The organism is Anoxybacillus suryakundensis, assembly GCF_001418025.1.
GTDB classification, from domain to species: domain Bacteria; phylum Bacillota; class Bacilli; order Bacillales; family Anoxybacillaceae; genus Anoxybacillus; species Anoxybacillus tengchongensis.
In genome coordinates this window covers 1-20,400 of the sequence record NZ_LIOK01000018.1, presented here as the reverse complement: position 1 = coordinate 20,400, position 20,400 = coordinate 1, and the positions used below count along the sequence as shown (strand labels likewise).

Annotated in this window: 26 protein-coding genes and 1 other annotated feature; of the genes, 1 reads left to right on the top strand and 25 read right to left on the bottom strand. The window is 41.5% G+C overall.

Features of this window, described 5'->3' with window-relative positions; genetic code table 11:
* Positions 1 to 39: 39 nt before the first annotated feature.
* The 25 genes from rpmA to ASC42_RS11075 form a co-directional block, all read right to left on the bottom strand.
* Complete coding sequence (gene rpmA / locus ASC42_RS11195; RefSeq protein WP_003396301.1) at positions 40 to 330, bottom strand: 50S ribosomal protein L27; 291 nt, start codon at positions 328 to 330, stop codon at positions 40 to 42.
* A 13-nt stretch (positions 331 to 343) separates the two neighbouring features.
* Positions 344 to 679 carry a ribosomal-processing cysteine protease Prp gene (locus tag ASC42_RS11190; protein WP_055441824.1) on the bottom strand — a complete coding sequence of 112 codons (336 nt, stop codon included), beginning with the start codon at positions 677 to 679 and terminating at the stop codon, positions 344 to 346.
* A 10-nt stretch (positions 680 to 689) separates the two neighbouring features.
* A complete protein-coding gene (gene rplU, locus ASC42_RS11185; RefSeq protein WP_055441823.1) occupies positions 690 to 998 on the bottom strand; it encodes a 50S ribosomal protein L21 in 309 nt (102 codons plus the stop codon).
* 14 nt (positions 999 to 1,012) lie between these two features.
* Positions 1,013 to 1,091 (bottom strand) — a sequence feature (ribosomal protein L21 leader region).
* 44 nt (positions 1,092 to 1,135) lie between these two features.
* On the bottom strand, positions 1,136 to 1,999 hold the full coding sequence (locus tag ASC42_RS11180) for a site-2 protease family protein (RefSeq protein WP_055441822.1): 864 nt from the start codon (positions 1,997 to 1,999) through the stop codon (positions 1,136 to 1,138).
* Positions 1,992 to 2,720: a M23 family metallopeptidase gene (locus ASC42_RS11175; RefSeq protein WP_055441821.1), complete on the bottom strand. Its 729-nt coding sequence runs from the start codon at positions 2,718 to 2,720 to the stop codon at positions 1,992 to 1,994. The genes ASC42_RS11180 and ASC42_RS11175 overlap by 8 nt, the downstream gene beginning before the upstream one ends.
* 86 nt (positions 2,721 to 2,806) lie before the next feature.
* Positions 2,807 to 3,613, bottom strand: a complete 807-nt coding sequence (gene minD, locus ASC42_RS11170; protein ID WP_032100211.1) for a septum site-determining protein MinD — start codon at positions 3,611 to 3,613, stop codon at positions 2,807 to 2,809.
* Between the two features lie 2 nt (positions 3,614 to 3,615).
* Positions 3,616 to 4,266: a septum site-determining protein MinC gene (gene minC, locus ASC42_RS11165; RefSeq protein WP_221261142.1), complete on the bottom strand. Its 651-nt coding sequence runs from the start codon at positions 4,264 to 4,266 to the stop codon at positions 3,616 to 3,618.
* A gap of 78 nt (positions 4,267 to 4,344) precedes the next feature.
* Entirely contained in the window at positions 4,345 to 4,869 is a 525-nt protein-coding gene (gene mreD / locus ASC42_RS11160) for a rod shape-determining protein MreD (RefSeq protein WP_032100212.1), read from the bottom strand.
* Positions 4,866 to 5,726 carry a rod shape-determining protein MreC gene (gene mreC, locus ASC42_RS11155; protein ID WP_055441820.1) on the bottom strand — a complete coding sequence of 287 codons (861 nt, stop codon included), beginning with the start codon at positions 5,724 to 5,726 and terminating at the stop codon, positions 4,866 to 4,868. Before mreC ends, mreD begins: the two co-directional genes overlap by 4 nt.
* 19 nt (positions 5,727 to 5,745) lie before the next feature.
* Complete coding sequence (locus tag ASC42_RS11150) at positions 5,746 to 6,768, bottom strand: rod shape-determining protein (RefSeq protein WP_006320433.1); 1,023 nt, start codon at positions 6,766 to 6,768, stop codon at positions 5,746 to 5,748.
* Between the two features lie 84 nt (positions 6,769 to 6,852).
* Positions 6,853 to 7,527, bottom strand: coding sequence for a RadC family protein (gene radC, locus ASC42_RS11145; protein ID WP_009361735.1), 675 nt, complete (start codon positions 7,525 to 7,527; stop codon positions 6,853 to 6,855).
* A gap of 29 nt (positions 7,528 to 7,556) precedes the next feature.
* Complete coding sequence (locus ASC42_RS11140; RefSeq protein ID WP_082435727.1) at positions 7,557 to 8,126, bottom strand: Maf family protein; 570 nt, start codon at positions 8,124 to 8,126, stop codon at positions 7,557 to 7,559.
* Between the two features lie 110 nt (positions 8,127 to 8,236).
* Positions 8,237 to 9,016 carry an SPOR domain-containing protein gene (locus tag ASC42_RS11135; protein ID WP_055441818.1) on the bottom strand — a complete coding sequence of 260 codons (780 nt, stop codon included), beginning with the start codon at positions 9,014 to 9,016 and terminating at the stop codon, positions 8,237 to 8,239.
* Between the two features lie 105 nt (positions 9,017 to 9,121).
* Positions 9,122 to 9,562, bottom strand: coding sequence for a type II secretion system protein (locus ASC42_RS11130; protein WP_055441817.1), 441 nt, complete (start codon positions 9,560 to 9,562; stop codon positions 9,122 to 9,124).
* Between the two features lie 13 nt (positions 9,563 to 9,575).
* Positions 9,576 to 10,202 (bottom strand): type 4a pilus biogenesis protein PilO, encoded by a 627-nt coding sequence (gene pilO / locus ASC42_RS11125; protein ID WP_055441816.1) that lies wholly within the window; start codon positions 10,200 to 10,202, stop codon positions 9,576 to 9,578.
* Positions 10,199 to 10,780, bottom strand: a complete 582-nt coding sequence (locus ASC42_RS11120; protein WP_055441815.1) for a PilN domain-containing protein — start codon at positions 10,778 to 10,780, stop codon at positions 10,199 to 10,201. The genes pilO and ASC42_RS11120 overlap by 4 nt, the downstream gene beginning before the upstream one ends.
* Positions 10,764 to 11,732: a type IV pilus biogenesis protein PilM gene (gene pilM, locus ASC42_RS11115; protein ID WP_055441814.1), complete on the bottom strand. Its 969-nt coding sequence runs from the start codon at positions 11,730 to 11,732 to the stop codon at positions 10,764 to 10,766. Before pilM ends, ASC42_RS11120 begins: the two co-directional genes overlap by 17 nt.
* 12 nt (positions 11,733 to 11,744) lie before the next feature.
* Positions 11,745 to 12,491, bottom strand: coding sequence for a prepilin peptidase (locus tag ASC42_RS11110; protein WP_055441813.1), 747 nt, complete (start codon positions 12,489 to 12,491; stop codon positions 11,745 to 11,747).
* Positions 12,485 to 12,889: a prepilin-type N-terminal cleavage/methylation domain-containing protein gene (locus ASC42_RS11105; protein WP_055441812.1), complete on the bottom strand. Its 405-nt coding sequence runs from the start codon at positions 12,887 to 12,889 to the stop codon at positions 12,485 to 12,487. Before ASC42_RS11105 ends, ASC42_RS11110 begins: the two co-directional genes overlap by 7 nt.
* 76 nt (positions 12,890 to 12,965) lie before the next feature.
* Positions 12,966 to 14,177 carry a type II secretion system F family protein gene (locus ASC42_RS11100; RefSeq protein ID WP_055441811.1) on the bottom strand — a complete coding sequence of 404 codons (1,212 nt, stop codon included), beginning with the start codon at positions 14,175 to 14,177 and terminating at the stop codon, positions 12,966 to 12,968.
* Between the two features lie 6 nt (positions 14,178 to 14,183).
* On the bottom strand, positions 14,184 to 15,218 hold the full coding sequence (locus ASC42_RS11095; protein ID WP_055441810.1) for a type IV pilus twitching motility protein PilT: 1,035 nt from the start codon (positions 15,216 to 15,218) through the stop codon (positions 14,184 to 14,186).
* Positions 15,219 to 15,228: 10 nt separating this feature from the next.
* The gene (locus ASC42_RS11090; protein ID WP_055441809.1) at positions 15,229 to 16,890 is read right to left on the bottom strand and encodes a GspE/PulE family protein; all 1,662 of its coding nucleotides are present in this window, start codon (positions 16,888 to 16,890) and stop codon (positions 15,229 to 15,231) included.
* Positions 16,887 to 18,125: a VanW family protein gene (locus ASC42_RS11085; RefSeq protein ID WP_055441808.1), complete on the bottom strand. Its 1,239-nt coding sequence runs from the start codon at positions 18,123 to 18,125 to the stop codon at positions 16,887 to 16,889. Before ASC42_RS11085 ends, ASC42_RS11090 begins: the two co-directional genes overlap by 4 nt.
* Before the next feature lie 13 nt (positions 18,126 to 18,138).
* Complete coding sequence (locus ASC42_RS11080; RefSeq protein ID WP_055441807.1) at positions 18,139 to 18,885, bottom strand: PRC-barrel domain-containing protein; 747 nt, start codon at positions 18,883 to 18,885, stop codon at positions 18,139 to 18,141.
* Positions 18,882 to 20,024: a hypothetical protein gene (locus ASC42_RS11075; protein ID WP_245191200.1), complete on the bottom strand. Its 1,143-nt coding sequence runs from the start codon at positions 20,022 to 20,024 to the stop codon at positions 18,882 to 18,884. The genes ASC42_RS11080 and ASC42_RS11075 overlap by 4 nt, the downstream gene beginning before the upstream one ends.
* A 212-nt stretch (positions 20,025 to 20,236) precedes the next feature.
* Here ASC42_RS11075 and ASC42_RS13785 point away from each other — a divergent pair.
* The coding region (locus ASC42_RS13785; RefSeq protein ID WP_141653528.1) for a sigma factor-like helix-turn-helix DNA-binding protein at positions 20,237 to 20,400 on the top strand (164 nt) is incomplete at its 3' end.

Below are 20,400 nucleotides of genomic sequence, written 5' to 3'. Positions count from 1 at the left end.
AGAAAACCCTAACCAAGCCGGTTAGAGTTTTCCACTTCTTTATGCTTCTTTTACAACAGGATAAACGCTCACTTTTTTACGATCGCGACCCATGCGCTCAAAACGAACGATGCCGTCAACTTTCGCGTAAAGTGTGTCGTCACCACCGCGTCCTACGTTTAATCCTGGGTAAATTTTTGTTCCACGTTGACGGTAAAGAATAGAACCGCCTGTGACGAATTGACCGTCTGCACGCTTCGCGCCAAGACGTTTTGCGATCGAATCACGACCGTTCTTTGTTGAACCTACCCCTTTTTTCGATGCGAAAAACTGAAGATCTAAACGCAACATGTCGTGTCACCTCCTACAACGTTTTCGTCGTTATGTTGACGTATTCACCGTAATCACGCTCAATCGTTTGGAGCGACACGATCATTCCTTCAAGAAGAAGTTGCACATCGGCTAGCACTTTCGCATCTTCAATTGTCGGAAGTTCGCAATGAAGATAGCCATCTTTTCCTTGTTGAATGATCGGTTTCACATTCGTCAAGGCGACGATTGCATTGACCGCACCAAACGAAACAGCTGATACACCTGCACATACAATATCTTGTCCACGCTTCGCAAACTGGGCGTGTCCGCTAATGGTAAAGGAACGAATCGTCCCTTCTGACGTTCGATCAATTGTTATACGAATCATCGCTTACGCCTTATGCGTTAATTTTTTCGATGACAACTTTTGTGTATGGTTGGCGATGACCTTGCTTACGACGATAGTTTTTCTTTGGCTTATATTTGAAAACGATGATCTTCTTTTGACGACCATGTTTTTCAACTTTCGCCGTTACTGTTGCGCCAGCGACTGTAGGATTACCAACTTTTACGTTTCCGCCACCTACAAATAACACTTTGTCAAATGTTACTGTTTCGCCTTCCGCTGCATCAATTTTCTCGATGTAAATTGCTTGGCCTTCTTGTACTTTAATTTGTTTTCCACCAGTTTCAATAATCGCGTACATATTTGCACCTCCTAAATTAGACTCAGACTCGCCAGCTGCGAGGCGGTTCAAGCGAACGCTTAAATAGCCTTAGCTGAGCGGTTGTAGCACGGGTGCTACACAACATAGAAGATGATAGCATAAAAAGAAAACAATTGTCAATACGTAAAAATTAAATGGCCGATCGGTTCATTCGTTCGTTTCTCATGAAAATAAGCATACAACAATTCATTTTCATCAAGTTCCATTTCTATTTGATTTTTTTTGACGAGGATCGCATGTTTTTTTCCGCGATGAAACAAAAGAAGAACGCGAAATAACGGATCATTTGCATCGACGACAAGACGCTTCAATGCCCGATATTCGATTCGTTTTCCGTAGTAACGTTCAAGTAAAAAACGGATCCATACGTACGTTCGTTGCTTCCATTCAACCCAAATGGCATGTGCTAAAAAAAGACCGATGATCCATAAATTGATTTGCATTGGCGCAAAAATAAGTAAAGTAATAAAACATGCGATTAAAAACAAAGATGACGCATAAAGCGTTTGTTCGTGCGCACGTCGAAACGATGTACGCATTGTGCGGTAAAGGAACAATAACTTTCCTCCATCGAGCGGCCAAATCGGTAATAAGTTAATGAGTAAAATGGATAAATTGTACTCAAGCAGTTGCTTATACCACTCATCCGATAGCATGTTGGCGCTGTGTGCTATATATACAATAAAAAAAATAACAATATGCTGGAATGGACCTGCCAGTATCACGATTAATTCTTCATGGAACGGACGATTCCCATGTTCATCCATCTCAGCTACCCCACCAAACGGCAAAAGTAAGATGCGTTTCACACGCCATGAAAACAAATGTGCCGCTATAACGTGTCCAAGTTCGTGCAAAAGAACAATCCAAAACAACAAAAGAAGCGTCTGAAATTGAGCAGTCATAATCGCCATAAGTGCAATAAACCAAAAAAGCGGATGGATATGAATGTTCATGAAAATAGATAGCCACTTATTCAAAGGAAATCACCTGAATTGGATCAATAAAATGATCCCCTTGTTTAACAGCAAAATAAAATATACGTTTTTGATTATTCTCCTCCGCTTTTCCTACTTCTTTTCCCGCCTCAATAAAATCATATAGCTTTACAGAAATAGCCGATAATTTTCCATACCACGTTTCACTTCCGTCTGCATGTTGAATAATGACTGTTTTTCCATGCGGTTCTTTCACTCCTGCAAATACGACAATCCCTTCTTCGACTGCTTTAATCGATTCATCAGTTTCAATGACAACGCCTTGTCCATTATGTTCGAACGTTTCTACAACGCGCGCTGAAGCAGGGAAAGCATATGCTGCTGTTGTTTCTTGTTGCTTTTTTACTGGAAAAAATGCAAGCGGCTTGCCAAATGTTTTTTCATACCATTGAGCAACGGTCGCAAACTGAAAATCTTTTTCCATCACGTGTTTGACAAACGTACGAGCTCCTTCCATTTTCGGAGAATCATATTGAAACAAAATGGCCACACTAAAAAATAATAGTGCTGCGAGGAAGCTTTTAAATAAAAATATATCTTTGCGAAACAGCGACGATTCACGCTCCCCTTCGTACGTCACAACCGTTGGGTTTCCGTATTTTTCATCTTCGCCCCAATTCGTCAACATCGTTTGAACGTAACGTTCACGCTCCTTTTTCCGCTTGGCGATTCGTTTTCGAATATGTTCAATTCGATCGCTCACACTCCCACCCCTCTCGTCCTATTTGTATTATATGTATGGGGAAATCGGGAAGATATGAATGAAAAAAGCACCTCCAATCGGAAGTGCTAGCGAGCGCTAAACAATTTTCTAATTTTCGAGAAAAAGCCTTTTTGTTCTTCATCATCGAGCGACATGAGCGGCACTGATTCGCCGAGAAGGCGCCGAGCAATGTTGCGATATGCTATTGAGGCTTTGCTATTCGGATCGAGAACAATCGGCTCACCATTGTTTGACGCTTTAATAACGTGTTCGTCATCAACAATAATACCAAGTAAGTCGATAGATAAGTGCATGACAATTTCATCAATGTCTAACATATCATGATTTTTTAACATATGGCTGCGAATGCGATTAATAATTAAACGCGGGCGTCTCATATGCTCCTCTTTTTCAAGCAGACCGATAATTCGATCCGCATCGCGAACAGCGGAAATGTCTGGTGTCGTCACAACAATCGCTTCATCCGCTCCTGCAACAGCATTTTTATATCCTTGTTCAATACCCGCAGGACAATCAATTAAAATATAATCGTAATCTTGTCTTAAATCGTCAATGAGTTGTTTCATTTGTTCCGGCGTAACCGCAGACTTGTCGCTCGTTTGGGCAGCTGGTAATAAATACAGACGATCTTCAAACCGCTTATCCTTCACGAGCGCTTTTTGAACCGTGCAACGTCCTTCGATAACGTCGACAAGATCATAAATGATGCGATTTTCTAACCCCATAATGACGTCAAGATTGCGCAAACCGATATCGGTGTCAACAAGACAGACACGCTTTCCTAATAGTGCTAGCGCTGTTCCGAGATTTGCCGTCGTTGTTGTTTTGCCAACGCCACCTTTGCCAGAAGTAATAACAATCGCTTCTCCCACTGTCAAAAACTCCCTTCTAACCGAGTTAAATGCGGACGTAAATGCATTAATAGTTGGAGTCGATCGACAACAATTTGATCATGTTCGTCAATATAAGCGCACTCCATTTCATTTCCTTCGTCAGTACGATAGTCTGGTGCTCGATTCATCACATCGCTAATGCGCAACTGTGTTGGCTTCATGACTGAAGCAGCAATGATCGCTTGGCGATTTCCATCATACCCTGCATGAGCAATGCCGCGTAACGCCCCCAACACAAAAATATTTCCTGTCGCAATGACGGTTCCGCCAGGATTCACATCACCGATTAAAAGCAAGTCCCCATCGATATGTAGCACTTGTCCAGAACGAACGATTTTCGCAACGGACACAATTTCATTTTTCTTTTTCCACTCCAACGCCTCTTGTTTCGTCATCACATTGCTTACAATCGAGTGCACAATTAAATTTTTTTTCATTCGGATGACATCGCGCAATCTTTCTTCTTGTTCACGCGTCAAATATCGGTTGCCAACATGCACGTGCACCGCAACAAGCGGACCTTCCTCATCTCGAGTTGTCGTCATCAACAATTCGTCCACTTGTTTTAATAGCTCGTCATAGGCGCACGTATCATCAAGATGCAACGTCAACCCTTCTTTCGTCCCTTTCATCGACACATATGCTCTTTTCTCCTTGCCAGCCACGACTTTCACCTCAATACATATTTCTCCGCATTTTTTTGTATTCCTTCACACTGGCGACGATTCATCCCGCTTCTCATGCCACTTTAACAACGTTTGCTTTAGCGGATAGGCGATGATCAAAATGACAATTGTATGAATAAACAACGTTGGTAAAAAGCGTGCCTGAAAAAACGTTTGAACAGACATAGTCGTTCCACCAATAACGAGTTGAATGGCGTATGCGTACCACTCCACACATGCAATCGCCACAATGGCAAAAAAAGAAGCCGTCCATGCGTTTTTATGCAAAACGTTCATCGCTTTTGCAATTAAATAAGCAATGAGCGAAAAGGCAAAGGCATAAGCACCTAATAGTTCCGTATATGCTACATCGTATAATAGACCGAAGATGAATCCGTACGTCATTCCTTCTGTTTGCCCAATAAAAATCGTAATAAACACGATTAAAACGAGCAACATACGCGGCACGAGCAAATAAACATCAAATAATGGCTGTGAAAACAATTGAACAATAATGCTTTCTAATAAAAACATAACGGTCACAAGGGAAGGAAGAAACAAGCGGCTCATTGTTCTTCCTCCTCTTGCGACATTTCGATTTTTCGTTTCACAATGATCACATCATCAATGTCATAAAAATTCGCTGCTGGCTTGATATAGGCAATTTGTGTAAGCCCGTATTCATCCGCAACGACTTCTTCAACTTCTCCGATAAACAATCCTTTTGGAAAAATCCCACCAAGTCCTGATGTAAATACGCGCTGCCCTTTTTCTATTTTTGCATCATATGGAATGCGCTTTAACAGCAACGCTTCTCTCTCTTCATCGTATCCTTCTATTAAGCCGAATACGTTTTCATCTCCTTGAATAAATGCGGAAATGCGGTTTTGTCGATCTTTTGCGCTCAGCAATTGCACCGTTGCGCTAAATGGAGAGACGCTACGCACTTTGCCGATTAACCCTTGAGGTGTAATAACAGCCATATCTTTTTTCACACCGTGCTGCGACCCTTTATTGACAATTAACGTCTCTTCCCAGCGATCTGGATTGCGCCCAATGACTGTCGCTTGAATAGCAACAAAGTCACGTAAACTTTCTTTTTTATTCAAAAGTTCACGCAAACGTTCGTTTTCTTTCTTTAACGACTCCACTTCTGATTGCAAAAGAACGTATTGCTCTAAATGTTCTTTTAAACGCTTGTTCTCTTCATATGTATGGCGCAAATCATTCACATTTTCAAAGAAGCCCGCAACAAACTGTGCGGGCTTATGCACGATCGATTGCATAAAAACAACGGTGTCTTTCACGAATTTTTCCATCCAACTTAGTTCGTTTCGCTCTTTTAATGAAAAGCCGATCAAGGCAACGAGAACCATGATGCTGACAAGTAATATAATGAGCCGTTTATTTAAGAAAAACTTCGGCATGAGAACACCTTCTTACACATTAGCGATGGTCTCGCGCTTTATTTTTAAATAAATGGATATGATCAAGCGCTTTTCCTGTACCGATTGCGACGCAATCAAGCGGATTTTCAGCAATAATGACTGGCATGTTCGTTTCTTGGCTAATGACTTTATCTAAATTCCGTAACAACGCTCCCCCACCTGTTAAAACGATTCCGCGATCCATAATGTCGGCAGCAAGCTCTGGAGGCGTTTTTTCTAGCGTATTTTTCACAGAATCAACAATCGCATATACGGTATCACGCAACGCTTCAGCAATTTCCTCCGCATGAATTTCAATCGTTTTTGGCAAGCCTGTTAACAAGTCGCGACCGCGAATTTCCATGCTTCCGATTCCTTCTGGATTTCCTGCTGAACCAATTTCAACTTTAATCGCTTCCGCTGTACGCTCCCCGATCATTAAATTGTACGTTTTGCGGATATATTGGATAATTGCTTCATCCATTTCGTCACCCGCAACGCGAATCGATTGGCTCGTCACAATGCCACCTAAAGAAATGACAGCAACTTCCGTTGTGCCGCCCCCGATGTCGACAACCATGCTTCCTGTTGGCTCCCATACTGGTAAGTTTGCCCCGATTGCCGCTGCAAACGGTTCTTCGATCGTATAAGCATCGCGAGCACCTGCTTGTCTAGTCGCATCGATGACTGCACGCTCTTCTACTGCCGTAATCCCTGACGGTACGCACACCATGACGTATGGTTTTCCAGCAAACAATCCGCTATTTTTCGTTGCTTGTTTAATGTAGTATTTCATCATAATCGCTGTCGTTTCGTAATCTGCAATGACCCCGTCTTTCATCGGACGAAGCGCAACAACATTTCCTGGCGTACGTCCGATCATTTGTTTTGCTTCATTTCCAACCGCCACAATTTGTTTCGTATCTTTTTGAAGCGCGACAACAGAAGGCTCGCGCAAAACAATTCCTTTTCCTTTGACGTATACGAGCGTATTTGCAGTGCCTAAATCTATTCCGAGATCTCTTGATCCAATGCCAAACATATTCGTATCTTCCTTTCTGAAACAAAATGCTTTCAAAAACTCATGACATTTATTATAACGCAATTGCAATGAAAAGAGAATGATTTACACATATCCTTTTTCTTTTAAACTTACATATGTTTTGTCGCCAATAATTAAATGGTCAAGCAACTCAATGCCAACGAGACGACCGCATTCTGCGAGCCTGCGCGTCACTTCAATATCTTCGCGGCTCGGTGTTGGATCCCCTGACGGATGATTATGGATACAAATAATGGATGCTGCTGAACGTTTAATTGCCTCTTTATACACTTCGCGCGGGTGGACAATCGATGCATTTAAACTACCAATAAATACAGTCTTTTTATGCATCACTTGGTTTTTCGTATTTAAATATAACACAACGAAATGTTCTTGGCTCAAAAAACGCATATCTTCCATGACGTATCGTGCACCATCTTCTGGAGAACGAATGACGTAACGGTCGTCATATTGAAGTTGATGCACACGCCGACCGAGTTCAAGCGCTGCAATAATTTGAATCGCTTTTGTTTTTCCGATTCCTTTAATACTTGTCATTTCTTCAATTGTCGCATCTTTTAGCTGTCGAAGTCCTTCAAAATGGGTGAGTAAATGTTGTGCGAGCGTGAGAACGGAATATTGTTTTGTCCCCGTGCGAAGCAAAATAGCTAACAATTCTTGATTTGATAGGCTTTGCGGTCCTTCGGAAAGCAAGCGTTCACGCGGGCGTTCATCGGGCGGAACATGGCGAATAAGCATACGTTCCCCCCTCTATTTTAACCCTTTTTTTAGCGAAATGGATAAAATCCGAATTTTTTTAATTCACGAGCGAGCCTTGCGATCGGCAAACCAACAACGGAAAAATAGTCACCCTCAATTTTTTGGACAAAAAGTGCTCCGCGCTGTTGAATGCCATATGCTCCCGCTTTATCAAGTGGCTCTTTTGTCGCAATATAAGCCCGAATGTCTTCATCTGAAAGTGGCCAAAATGTAACGTTCGTTTTTTCAGCAAACGTCACGCACTCGTTTGCTGTACAAATCGCTACCCCTGTCCATACTTCATGTGTTGTTCCAGATAGACGTTTCAACATCCGAAAGGCGTCTTGTTCACTTGTTGGCTTTCCAAGCACTTCTCCTTCACATACGACAATCGTATCAGCACCGATGACGCACGCATCACTTGCTTGTTGCCATACCGCATTTGCTTTTTTATACGCGAGCTGTTGTACAATTTCATCTGGGGATAACTTAGCATCAAATGATTCATCGACATCGCTGACGAGGATGTCAAACGGAAGTCCAAGCATACGAAGAAGTTGTTTGCGACGAGGAGAACTAGAAGCTAATACAAGTTGCATCGTCATCACCTTTCTGTCATGAGCGTTTGTTTCAAGGAAGATACACTTGTATCGTACCAAATTTATACACAATATACAACGGTTCGACAAAAAAAGAAGCTGTTCGCTTCTTAATGTAAAACGTGTAATATATGTTGCTGTGCTTCCCATAATTGCTTTTGGTCATTTGATTGACGAAAAGTAAAAAGCGCTTCATATGCTTTTTTCACTTGCTCATTGTGAGGCGAATACGATTGTAGCTGTTTCCATTGTTCATTTTGAAGTTGCTGTCCATTCAACAATCGACTAATAACGGACACGATCATCACAAAAGGTTCACTTTCTTTTTCATCGATGGGTACATTCCACGGTTTTACGTATGTGTCAATTCCGAGCGATTCATATAAACTTGCGATCTGCTTTGCCTCCTCTTTTGTCAATGCCATGCCTAAAAATACATAAACAGGTTGTTTTCCAATTATTACACTCGGACGTTGTTGTGCCTTTATTTTTTGTACATATACATTTGCTGCTTTTTCATCTTGAAACACCCCACCTTGAACGACGAAAATCGTCTCTGTTCGTTGTGAGGTTGGCACTTCTTCATTTTGTTCTTGTTGTAACGTCGTTGTTGAAGTCGGTTTGCTCTCTGTTGTCGGGATGATTGTTAATACAAGTAAGCCGAAGCTTGTCCCAAGAACAACCGCTAAAGCGATCGCTAATACAAAGGAGCGCCAAGGTGATCTTGTATATCGTTTACTCATTTCAAATGGTATGAGCTCATCTTGTTTTTCACTTTGTTCATTGCTTTCCTCGTTCGACCATTGGGGCAATGTATTTGTCACTGACGTGTACGGTTGCTCTTTTCCGTTCACTTTAATAACGATCGCTTTTTTCGCTGGCTTGTCCATTTTTTTCCCTCCCGCTGTCATTCTTCGCCCATCGTAACATAAAAAAAGAAAAAAAAAACGAGACATTTGTCGTCTCGTTGCGGAAGGTTTTCGTCAAATTTCGCACTATCGCTCTTGAATGTCGTTGACCGACAATTGGTCAACTGGCACACCGTTTTCTTTACAAATTTGCTTCATTTCCCCTCTTAAACAAACAGCGTAGCGAATGTGACCATCGCTTTGTTTTGTTACGATGACGTACGAATCATCGCTCGGCGGCAAACGCTTTGACGTATACGGATCAATGATCACTTCGATGACACCGTCATTCGCTAATTGTTTGTACGTCAATATCTCACTTTGATTTGGCGTTAAAAACTCTACTTTTTGCGCACCAACGTGAAGCCGTGCTGCTTCATACAGCGTATACGCTGTCGCAACAAACGCCCGATCACGTGACTTTTTAATGACCTCAACGACAGACACAGTCGCAATCATGACTAAAATACTTAAAATGACAATGACAGCTAACAGTTCGATTAGCGTCATTCCTCGTTCATCTTGCATCCAACCGACCCCTTTATTGTTCCGTTAATGAAGGAAACGGATTTCGCTTTTCGCTCGGTTGCGGTAAATCAAGCGGTGGCAATTGCTCAATCCATTGGCGCAATTCTGGTGCGTAAAACGTTGACACAGTTAAGGAATAAGACAGTTGTGGCACTTCATCCATGACCGTCGTCCATTCTTCATATCCTGTGAACGATAATGAATCAACGGAAACGATGCGCTTTGATCGTTCTAACACATCAATAAATTGTTCGAGTGCAAAATAGGAAGGAGAACGAACAGATAGATTGACTGTCAATTTTTGAATCGGCGTTGGAGGTCCTTCAACGTTTTCTCCTTCTTGAAAAGTAAGCGACAATACTTCACTATTTGATACGACCTCTGCTTTTTCAATGTCTAATAAAAATTGCTCAACAAACGGTTGAACAGGAACACGTTTTTGTAGTTCAACGATGCTCGTGCGCAATTCGTCCGATGTTTGTTTACTTTGTAGCGTTTGTAACAACTTTTTTTCCGTTTGTAATTCTGTTTGTAATTGCTCACGTCGATCATCGAGCGGTTTATATACATACATATAAAGCGCAAATGATAGTAACACAAACAACAAGAGAGAGAGGCTGATCATTAAAGTTTTTCTCATGTTCCCCCTCCTTGTTGCTGTTTTTTCCATTCTTCCATATTTAATTGAATAGAAAATTGTCCGATATATCGTGGCATTGTTCCTTCTTCTTCAGCCTTTTCTTCTACTGCGGTTAAACTCGTCAGTTTTACATCAGTGATAAACGATGCATCTTTTAGAGCTTGTAAATAGGCGGCGCTTTCACGTGTTGTATCAAATTGAGCCGTCAATTGAATGGCACCGTCACGGGCATACGAAACGTTCATTAAAAAGCCGCGTTCAGGCAACCGTTCAATCAGTTCGTGCAATAGCGCGATCGTATGAATCGGATATTGTTCCGCCCATTGAATCGCTTCTTGTAACTGGACTCCGACGGATGCGTTCGTTGCTGTTTTTTGTTTTTCTTCTTCAGCGATGCGCAACGCTTTCGTTTGATCGAGCTCCGTTTTTAATTGCGCAATTTGTTGTTCCATACGCTGCACAATGAAATAAAATGTTGTTGCACCAACAATGAACAAGACCGCTATCACAATCGATAAAAGCGGCATGAAACGGGATTTCCGTTCTCGTTTTGGGAGTAAGTTAATTTCTACTAACATGTGCATTACCCTCTTTTAATCCGAGTCCAATTGGTAGGTAGTAAGTAGGGTCGATCGAAAGTGGCAACGTTAACGTTTCCACTGCCACATCAAGACGCTCTTGTAACAAGTGGGAAAACGTATGAATGAGCGGATGATCGCCAGTCATGACGATGCGCGTAATTTGCGCCTCACCTTTTTGCAGTGAAAAACGATAAAAGTTCATGACACGCTCTAGCTCTTTGTATACATCTTCCAGTTGACGTTCAGGTTGTCCTTCCTTTAACCATTTCCATCCTTCATTCGTTTTTTCCCAACATGTCCATTGTGAATCAAACGCTAACTGACGAGTAAATATCGGACGATGCTGATGAAAGACACTGACGTTTAACGATGATAAATCAAATTGAACAAATAAAAAGTGATCGATGTCGTTCGCTAAATCAAACGTGTAAAATAAGCGATATAAACTAAGCGGAGAAATATCGGCCACAATCGGTTTTAATTTAACTGCTTCAAACAGTTCTGCATATTGCATCACGTTTGCTTCTGGAGCTGCAAATAATAAAACGTGGAGCGCTTCTTTCGTTTTCTCAAGCACCGCATAATCAAATACCGCATCTTCAAACGGAAGTGGAATGGTCGCACCAATTTCCATAAATAAATAACTGCGTATGTCCTCATGCTCCATTTCTTTCGGTAACGGAATTTTACGAATGACGATAAGCGGATCAGGCACGAGAAAACGGACGCGACGACGTTTTATGTTCCACATATCGACGCATTGCTCCATAATGTGAGCAAGTTGCTCTTCATCAGCAATTTTCCCGTCGCGCACAATCCCTTCTGGAAGCGGCCATTCCTCGCATGTATGCCATATGAGCGGTTTTTGTTGTTTTAGCTCTACATAGCGAATGACGTGGTCTTTTATGACAATGTTGCCCACTTTATTTTTCATCGAAAAAAGCCGCATAGTTTGTTCTCCTTACATCATAACCTTTACATACATATCAATCATCGCTTCACCAAAAAAATAGGCGATTAGCGTACCAACAACAATGGCTGGTCCAAATGGCATCGGTTCGCCACGCTTCACACGCCCTATTGCCATGCCAATCAGACCAAACATCGTTCCAACGAACGTCGATAAAAAGAATGCTAAAACCGTTAATTTTACCCCAAGCGCCAAACCGATCACTGCAAATAGTTTAATATCTCCACCGCCCATTCCACCTTTACTCACAAGGGCAATAAGAAACAACATCATAAATCCAACAAAACTACCGAGCAGACTATCCCACCAAGGAGTAAGCGGCACGAGCCATATGCGCTCAATGAAAAGAAGTGGCGCAAAAAATAATAAAACACGGTCTGGAATAATCATATAATGCACATCAGAAACGAAAATAATAACGAATAAAGAAATGAGCGTCCAACTAACGGCTACTTCCGCTGACCAACCGACAAGAAATGGAGCGAGCGTAAACAATATAGCCGTGGACAGCTCAACGAACGGATAAACAAAGGAAATGCGCGCACAACACGCGCGACATTTCCCTTTTTGCAACATATACGAAACGACCGGAATTAACTCTAACGCTGTCAACGTTCGCTTACAAGATGGACAATGCGAACGCGGCGCAACAATCGACTCCCCTTTCGGCACCCTTAACCCAACAACGTTATAAAAAGAGCCGAGAAGAAGACCGAGGACAAATGTAAAGATTATAATGTTACATCATCCCTTTTAACTTTACCTGGATCTTCATTATCAATGTGTTTTGTGTTATCTGATACTAGCGTCACTTTCCATACACCGTTATCTAAAACCACTTTTGATTCTTCTTTATCATATTCTCCGCCACCAGGCTTTTTGACAGGTTCTAAGTACTTCTTTTCTTCTAAATATTGCAAAGTATACTCTGTTACTGTGCTATCTGCTGTATACGCTAGTCTTGCTGCATTGACCATTTGTTGAGCATTTGCGATATGTGCGTCTTTGCGAGAATTTTCAATTAATCCCCCAATACTCGGAATCGCAATGGCAGCAATAATTCCTAAAATAACGATCACTGCCAACAACTCGATTAGCGTTAAACCTTTCTCATTGCGAATCAATTTCTTTAACATAATTCCTCTCCTTTGCAATTTTTTGTTTTCTCTCATCATTTTACACGATAACCAATCTAGTTGAAAAGTACTAGTTTTATTGTTGAATATGATTAAATATATCAAACATCGGGACTAAAATGGATGTGACGATTGTCCCAACGACGCTAGCGAGCAACACGATCATGAGCGGTTCAATTAATGATTTTAATCGATCGGTCGCTGCTTCGACTTCCGCTTCGTAAAAGTCAGCTACTTTCGCAAGCATCGCATCTAATGAACCCGTTTGTTCTCCAATCGCAATCATTTGCGTCACGAGCGGAGGAAATGCCCAATGTCGCTTCATAGGTTCCGTTAACGATTCTCCGCGCTCAAGCGCATCACGCGATGTGCGAATGACGCGAGCAACGACTTCATTTTCAACGACCGCTTCAACGATCGCAAGCGCTTGTAAAATAGGGACAGCGCTTGAAAAAAGGGAACTTAATGTGCGTGTCATGCGAGCAAGTACCGCCTTTTGCATCATGCTGCCGAAAATCGGCATGCGTAATACGATCACATCTAAATAATATTTCGTCTTTTTTTGCTTCTTTAACAACAGAAGTAAGCCGTACATCATAAACATAAGTAAAATAACGCCCCACCAGTACGTTTGCATCACTTCACTTGCACGTAGCACAAACTTCGTAATCGCTGGCAACTCCGCCCCGAAATCCGCAAACATCGAAACAAACGTCGGTACGACACTAACGAGCAAAAAGATGACAACGATGACAGCAATGATTCCAACAACAACAGGATATGCCAAAGCGGAAACAATTTTTTGGCGTGTCCGATGCACTTTTTCAAAATGATCCGCAAGCCTCTCAAGCGTTTCTTCCATACTTCCGCTCGCTTCTCCAGCCCGAATCATATTGATGACAAGCGGAGGAAAAATGTTTGGGTGATTAGTCATCGCTGTAGATAACAGTTGACCGCTTCTTAATTGTTCTTCAATATGCGTCAGTGCTTTTTTTAACGCTTTGCTTTCTGTTTGTTCGGCTAAAATACGAGTGGCGTCAACAATCGTTACTCCTGCCTTTAAAAGCGTTGCAAATTGACGCAAATAAATGACGAAATGTTGTAGTTTGACGGGATTACCAAACGTAATTTCTTTTGTTAATAACGTCTGGGGGATTTCACGCACATCAATGACTTTTAATCGTTGTTCGCGCAGTTTCATCATGACATCTCGTCGCGACGAAGCAACGATCGTTCCTTTTTTTACCCGCCCGCGCACGTCGCGTGCTTCATAGCGAAATTGCGCCATTTATCATCATCCTTCCTGCAAGTACGGCTCGACCGATTCTTTTGCGATCAATCCTTGCTGCACAAGCTCTTTAATGCTCGCCTCAAGCGTATGCATGCCAAGTGCGCGGTTTGTTTGCATGACGCTTGGAATTTGATGAATTTTCCCATTGCGAATTAAATTCGCAACAGCTGCATTGTTGATTAAAATTTCTGTCGCTGCAATTCTTCCATTTTTTTGTGCGCGCGGAAATAATCGTTGCGAAATAATCGCAACTAAAACGGTCGCCAACTGAATGCGAATTTGTGCCTGCTGTTCTGGTTGAAACACGTCAATGATTCGATCAATCGTCGCAGGCGCACTTGACGTATGGAGCGTACCGAATACGAGATGTCCTGTTTCTGCGGCGGTAATTGCTGTTTGAATCGTTTCTAAATCGCGCATTTCACCGACTAAAATGACGTCCGGATCTTGCCGAAGTGCTGCCCGCAAACCGTTTGCAAAATTGTTCGTATCGGTCCCAACTTCGCGCTGATCGATGACACATCCCCCATGTTTATGCACATATTCAATAGGATCTTCAAGCGTAATAATATGTTTGCGCATCGTTTTATTCATATAGTCAATCATCGCGGCTAACGTCGTCGATTTTCCGCTTCCCGTTGGTCCTGTGACGAGAATCAGCCCTTGGGGTTTTGTTACCATCTTTTTCAATACATCTGGTAGTTGCAATTCGTCAAGCGTCGGAATTTTTGTCGGCACAATACGGATCGCAAGCGATATGCAGCCTCGTTGTTTAAATACGTTAACACGAAAACGCGAAACGCCTGCGAGGCTATATGACAAATCCAGCTCCCCGTGCTCTTCAAAATGAGACCACATCTTTTCAGGAACGATCGCTTTAGCCATTTGTTCCGTATCGGTTGGTGACAATACGTCTTGTCCATATCGCTTCAAATCCCCATTAATGCGAAAAATAGGGGGAATACCAACCGTCACATGAATATCAGATGCTTTTAACTCAAATGCGGCACGCAACATCGCATCTACTTTTTGTTTCATCTTCATCACCCTAGACAATACTTACACGCAACACTTCTTCTGTTGTCGTCAGTCCTTGCTTTACTTTTAGTAGACCATCATCAATTAAAAAAATCATTTTATTTTTTATTGCTAATTCACGTAATTTCGAAAGCGGTTCCCCATTTAAGATAACTTTTCTCATGTCATCAGACATGACCATTAACTCATGTAGCGCAATACGTCCTTTATACCCGGTCATATTACACGTCGGACAGCCTCGACCGCGCATCACTTTTTCAATTTTCAAACCACGCCGGGCAAAAATATCTATTTCTCGCTTCGTCGGCTCGTGTTCTGCTTGGCAATCGCGGCAAACACGGCGCACGAGACGTTGTGAAACAACTCCTGAAAGTGATGTCGCAACTAAAAACGGTTCAACGCCCATATCAATTAAACGAGCGACCGTGCTTAATGCATCGTTTGTGTGCAACGTACTTAACACAAGATGTCCCGTTAAAGACGCACGAATTGCTACCTCCGCTGTTTCGCGATCACGAATTTCCCCGACCATAATAATGTTCGGGTCTTGCCGTAAAACCGAGCGCAACCCTTCTGCAAACGTCATCCCGACATTTGGATTCACTTGAATTTGGTTAACCCCCTCAAGCTGATATTCGACAGGGTCTTCAATTGTAATAATGTTCACATGTTCACCGTTTAATCGGTTTAACGCCGCATAAAGTGTCGATGATTTTCCTGAACCCGTCGGTCCCGTAATTAATACGATCCCCGTCGGCTGCTCAATAAGTTGAATAAACCGTTGCAAGTTTACTTTATTAAATCCGAGTTTATTTAAATCATTTAATGCCGCGCCTAAATCAAGCACGCGCATAACAATTTTTTCACCGTAAATCGTCGGCAACGTCGATACACGCAAATCAATCGGATGAAAATCAATATTCATTTTAATGCGCCCATCTTGTGGCACGCGATGTTCTGTAATATCCATATTTGCTAAAATTTTAATGCGTGCCGTTAACATCCCTTGCATATGTTTCGGCAACGCTCGTTCTGTACGTAAAATCCCGTCAATTCGATAACGAATGACGACTTTTGTCTCATGGGGGTCGATATGAATATCGCTTGCTCGCTGTTCTACAGCCATTTGTAAAATTTGATTAACGAGCCGCACAATCGGCGAATCGTCTTCAACAAGTTTCTCTTGTTCGCGGGACTCTTGTACCGATGCAATGTTTAAAAATTCTTCAACCGAATCATCAATATCGTAATATTTATTAATTGCCCGTAAAATATCATCTTTTGATGCGATCGCCACTTCAATATGAAAGCCGGTCGATAGACGCAAATCATCAATCGCAAAAAAGTCCATCGGGTCTGCCATGGCGACAAATAGCCGATCCCCTTCTTGCTTTAAAGGAATGAGCATATTGCGTTTCGCAAATTCTTTTGGTACAAGGTTCGTTAATTTTGGATCAATCGGATACCGATATAAGCTAACGTGTGGGATGCCGAGCTGAAACTCTAATACTTCAATTAATTGTTGTTCGGTAATATAGCCGCGTTGCAATAACGCATCGCCTAATTTTTGCCCAGGAGCCTTTTCTTTTAACGTTTCTTCAAGCTGTTCTTTCGTAATGAGCCCTGCTTCAATTAACAAATCACCTAATCGTTTTCGCTCTTGTTTTTTCATGAGGTCTCATCCTCATTTCCTTTGATTTGCTCGTTTTCATTTCCCCATATATCTTCTTGTTGTGATGGTTGTGCTGAAGGTGTCTCACTTGGGGTTGGACTCGCTTCGTTATTTGCTCCCGCTCGTAATCCACGCACTTCGACGCGATGAATCGGCGGGTAAAAATCTTCTGAAACGAGAACCGTTTCAACTAACGTGCGGTTTCGATCGTACACTTCTTTATATAAGCGAATAAGCATTCCTTTTTTTCCTTCTTCTTTTATTCGCTTTTCGTTCGGCTTCAGCAATGCGCTATATTGTACAATTGTTTTCGGATCATAGTACTCAATAGGATCTGTTTTTAATACGTATTGATATATAAATGGTGCACCGATCAAAGACGCTCGCATGTCATTTCCTTCGATCACCCATTCAAAAGTGTATGCCCGATCGTTTGGATTAAAGAAAATAAAATCTTTTTTGTCTTGTTCAACAGCTGCTTCAAATCCTGCTTTGACTCCGTTTGGCAATACGGCGCTCGTATGTCGTTCAACAATTTCAAAGTTCGTTGGTACAATCGCTTCATATAAAACTGACGCAAATAACGTCATTGCTTCTTTTGATAAACTTATTCCTTGTTTTTTGAAAAAGTCCAAAACAGAAAATACTTGCTTTGGCTCAATAACAATTGTTGTTGTCGGAATTATACGAAGCTCTTCATGTAAAGGAATAACAGCTTGCGACAATATTGTTTGTTGTTGCATGTCTTCCCGCACGTATTGAACAAGCGATAGTTGAGTAGATGTGAGTGAGGCAGCTGCTTGTTCCAAATGAGTTTTCACCTTTTCCACATCAATCAAGTCGTTTGATGCACCGATAGAAGAAATGGCATCTTGCAATGCTTTGGCATCAACAGAAACGAGGAGAGGGGCGTGCTTCCCGCTCACCGCTTGTTTCATGCTCTCCTCAATATGAAACGTAAAATGATTCGTTTGTACCGTTACCTCTTTTCCTTCCAGTACAAGCGCCATCTTTGCTGATTGCTTCCATTCGTTCACTTTTTGACTCATTTGTTCATGCGCTTCTTCATATGAACGATTGGATACGTCAATCGGTCCGATCATCGTTCCTTCGGCAAATTTGTCTCCGCTAGCAAACGACTCGTACGCCCACGTTGCCAATTTTGTACTAGCAAGTAAATATGAAACGGTAATGAGTAACGTAAAAAATAGCTTGAATGAAACGATTCGGCGCACGGCATACGCCTCCTTATTCGACGTTCATAGACAATTCAATAACAACATCAGGTCCTTCTTCTTGCGCGCGCATGACGTCTTCTTTCGTTAAAATTGTATCTTTTGAAATGAGCACTTGACCATTTGCGTCAAAAATATCTTTTAATACTCGTTTTCCTGTTAACATGTCGATCTGTTTTTTGCGCAGTTCATCAATCTCATTTTCAAATGACTTTGGAACAATTTGTTCAATGAGCGGTTCTACTTGTGTTCCCTTTAGTGACAACAACGCATCAACATTGGAAACAAGCGTTTGTTGCGCATCTTCATGAACAATTAATAAATCTTTTCCGTATGTAATGACATGATCGGCACGAATGATGCGAGAGTCGTTTCCGATTTGTACTTCAATACCTGTAATTTGTCCCGTCTCTTCGTCAATATAAAATTCTGTTGCTTCTCCAAGCAATTGACCTTTTCTCGTCATCACTTTCGCTTGTTTAATCGCAATTTTTTTATTGACAAGCTCATTCGCAATAGGAATGACGTTTAAATCGAGAACAGCTCTTTCTTCTTCAACCGTTACCGCAAATTCGCCAATTCCGATCACATTTCGAAACGGAATCGCTTTCATACTAATTTCCCAATTTTCTTGATCAACAATTAAAAAGTCGACTGTTCCTTTTTCTGGGTTTATGACAAGTGACTTCACTTGTCCAAGTTGAACTCCGTTTTGAATGCTAATGACTGGAAGACCAATAACTTGTGCACTACTTTTCATTTTTTCCACCCCATTTTTTGTTCAGCGTAATGAATCATGTGTGCTAATTGTTGTTGAATAATTGGATAAGGCTCATATTGCCCGTACAATTGTTTCGCCACATCATATAACTTGTCATATTGTTTCGAAGCAACGTAATGCTCCATTAATACATTCGCAAATGTATAATAATCTTGCTCATGTAAACGAGGATGTAAATGTTTATAAATTAGCTGTTCATATTCCTCGTCCGATAACAACGGACGCATGGTGTATAAAGAAGCGAGTAAATTTTTCATGAACGGTTTTGGAAGCATACGTATCGCTTCATCACCTTTTTCTATCGCTATTGTTTCACTATATGCAGACGGTTCTTCGTCCACATACACGATGGCTTCTTCGACAATCGGTATGCTTTCTGCTTCATCTTGCTGTTTTTCACCAATGGCATCTCCTTCGATGACTGGAATCATTTCCATCTCATTTTTCTTTTCATCTACTATGCCATCATCTTCTATAACTGTCTCGATTTCATTTTTTTCATCGACAAAATACTCAGTCATCCCGTCAACAACAAGCTCGTCCATGTTAAGCAACTCATTTTCTTCTGTTTCAAACAAAGGTTGATTATATGTTAGCTCATCGTTTTCTTCGTCTGACAAATCAACCCATTGTTCATCGTCCAGCTCATGATGTTCGTTATTTACATCTGTACTGTCATTGTACACTATATGTAGCGTTTCAATCACATCGTCCATTTCGGTTAATGGTTCAATGATATGATCGTATTCATTATTGCGAAGAGGCTCAACGGAACCATGTTGTTCAACTTCTTCTAGCCCGTTACTTTCAAGCCACTCGAATTCCATTTCTTCCGTTTGTTTTTGTTGGAGGTCACGTTCTTCTTCCTGCTTTTCTTCTACCACTTCTTTGATCATAAATATCGGTTCTTCGTTTTGCTCACCTTCTACATCGTTCACTACAATTGAATCGTGCTCATGAATACGTGCATAAAATAAATGACCGAGCTTTTGTTCAAGTAAATATGTGCTAGCAATCACTAAAAGTAAAAGAAATAATACCGCTTGCCAAAGTGGAAATTGTTTTACAGCAATCATGCCAAAGACGCTTAATAAACAAGCGACCGTTAATAAAACCACGATTCCTTTTTTTGTCCACCCAAAAGGCAACCGAATATAGATGGGGATTAAGATGAGAAAGAAGATAGTGAAAAATTGTATTTGATAATTTAAAATTGAGCCACTTTTGAAGGGTTCGATCACATAAAAAATGAGCCACCTGATTTCCAATTTTCATTACCTCCCTTATGATTGAAAGTGCCTAAACTTTTCATCAGAGGGAGAGAAAAAGGATGATCAAGATGGCTCAATTTCATCATATCAAATTCTTGCATGAGGTAGAAGGGCTATCCCAACGACAAATTGCTCAAAAATTAGGGATTTCAAGAAATACCGTAAGCAAATATCTAAAACAGAATGAGGCTCCAACCGCCATTCATCGGCAGAAAAACTATCA

Bases quoted from the DNA above. Each gene is read 5' to 3' on its own strand.
- ASC42_RS11090 (WP_055441809.1), bottom strand. From the start codon at position 16,890: ATGAAAAAACAAGAGCGAAAACGATTAGGTGATTTGTTAATTGAAGCA.
- minC (WP_221261142.1), bottom strand. From the start codon at position 4,266: ATGAAAGGGACGAAAGAAGGGTTGACGTTGCATCTTGATGATACGTGC.
- ASC42_RS11080 (WP_055441807.1), bottom strand. From the start codon at position 18,885: ATGAAAAGTAGTGCACAAGTTATTGGTCTTCCAGTCATTAGCATTCAA.
- radC (WP_009361735.1), bottom strand. From the start codon at position 7,527: ATGCTTATTCGCCATGTTCCGCCCGATGAACGCCCGCGTGAACGCTTG.
- ASC42_RS11095 (WP_055441810.1), bottom strand. From the start codon at position 15,218: ATGAAACAAAAAGTAGATGCGATGTTGCGTGCCGCATTTGAGTTAAAA.
- ASC42_RS11140 (WP_082435727.1), bottom strand. From the start codon at position 8,126: ATGCAACTTGTATTAGCTTCTAGTTCTCCTCGTCGCAAACAACTTCTT.
- ASC42_RS11120 (WP_055441815.1), bottom strand. From the start codon at position 10,780: ATGTTAGTAGAAATTAACTTACTCCCAAAACGAGAACGGAAATCCCGT.
- mreC (WP_055441820.1), bottom strand. From the start codon at position 5,726: ATGCCGAAGTTTTTCTTAAATAAACGGCTCATTATATTACTTGTCAGC.
- mreD (WP_032100212.1), bottom strand. From the start codon at position 4,869: ATGAGCCGCTTGTTTCTTCCTTCCCTTGTGACCGTTATGTTTTTATTA.
- pilO (WP_055441816.1), bottom strand. From the start codon at position 10,202: ATGAGAAAAACTTTAATGATCAGCCTCTCTCTCTTGTTGTTTGTGTTA.
- rplU (WP_055441823.1), bottom strand. From the start codon at position 998: ATGTACGCGATTATTGAAACTGGTGGAAAACAAATTAAAGTACAAGAA.
- ASC42_RS11105 (WP_055441812.1), bottom strand. From the start codon at position 12,889: ATGTTAAAGAAATTGATTCGCAATGAGAAAGGTTTAACGCTAATCGAG.
- ASC42_RS11190 (WP_055441824.1), bottom strand. From the start codon at position 679: ATGATTCGTATAACAATTGATCGAACGTCAGAAGGGACGATTCGTTCC.
- ASC42_RS11100 (WP_055441811.1), bottom strand. From the start codon at position 14,177: ATGGCGCAATTTCGCTATGAAGCACGCGACGTGCGCGGGCGGGTAAAA.
- ASC42_RS11135 (WP_055441818.1), bottom strand. From the start codon at position 9,016: ATGGACAAGCCAGCGAAAAAAGCGATCGTTATTAAAGTGAACGGAAAA.
- ASC42_RS11130 (WP_055441817.1), bottom strand. From the start codon at position 9,562: ATGCAAGATGAACGAGGAATGACGCTAATCGAACTGTTAGCTGTCATT.
- rpmA (WP_003396301.1), bottom strand. From the start codon at position 330: ATGTTGCGTTTAGATCTTCAGTTTTTCGCATCGAAAAAAGGGGTAGGT.
- pilM (WP_055441814.1), bottom strand. From the start codon at position 11,732: ATGCGGCTTTTTTCGATGAAAAATAAAGTGGGCAACATTGTCATAAAA.
- ASC42_RS11150 (WP_006320433.1), bottom strand. From the start codon at position 6,768: ATGTTTGGCATTGGATCAAGAGATCTCGGAATAGATTTAGGCACTGCA.